This window comes from Rahnella victoriana (genome assembly GCF_004330295.1).
In the GTDB taxonomy this organism is placed as follows: Bacteria; Pseudomonadota; Gammaproteobacteria; order Enterobacterales; family Enterobacteriaceae; genus Rahnella; species Rahnella victoriana.
The window spans coordinates 1-458 of record NZ_SJOJ01000073.1 but is presented as its reverse complement, the minus strand read 5'-3'; the positions used below and the strand labels follow the sequence as shown (position 1 = coordinate 458).

General features: G+C 51.5%; 2 protein-coding genes. Both read right to left on the bottom strand.

The genetic code is table 11. The features are described from left to right. The coding region (locus EYY67_RS24355) for a YebO family protein (RefSeq protein WP_131694615.1) at positions 1-204 on the bottom strand (204 nt) is incomplete at its 3' end. Between the two features lie 131 nt (positions 205-335). After that, complete coding sequence (gene mgrB / locus EYY67_RS24350) at positions 336-449, bottom strand: PhoP/PhoQ regulatory lipoprotein MgrB (protein WP_131694616.1); 114 nt, start codon at positions 447-449, stop codon at positions 336-338. Positions 450-458 lie beyond the last annotated feature (9 nt).

Here is a 458-nt window from a genome sequence, read left to right as displayed (position 1 = left end):
GCCCCTTGCCTGTGCAGCCAGCACCTTGAGCAACTCGGTTTGCTGGCGTTGCTGCTCAGCAATCTCGTGTAAAAGTGCAATTTGCTCATTTGCCCTGACACTGGCGCGGCTGACGAAAAACCACACCAGAAGAAATAACAGCGCTGAGAGTGCACACAGCACCAATGAAGCCAGGCTGTTTTGGCCCATTGCGAAATCAAACATTGACTACCCTACCCCTGAATGTTCAGAGCGTTCATCTTACCACCCCCGGCAGGCCAGGGAAGCCATTCACGAAAAAACAGGGTTTTCTTAACGGTACTGAACCGCCAGAGCCGGCGGTCTGACAGTCAATGTCAGAAAGGAATAAAAGAAGTGACCGCACAGACGCCCAGATCAAAGTTTCCGCCCTGATCGCAGTAGCTGTTGAGTGCGAGCAAATACAGACCAATACAGATAAGCAGGAACAGAACGAACGT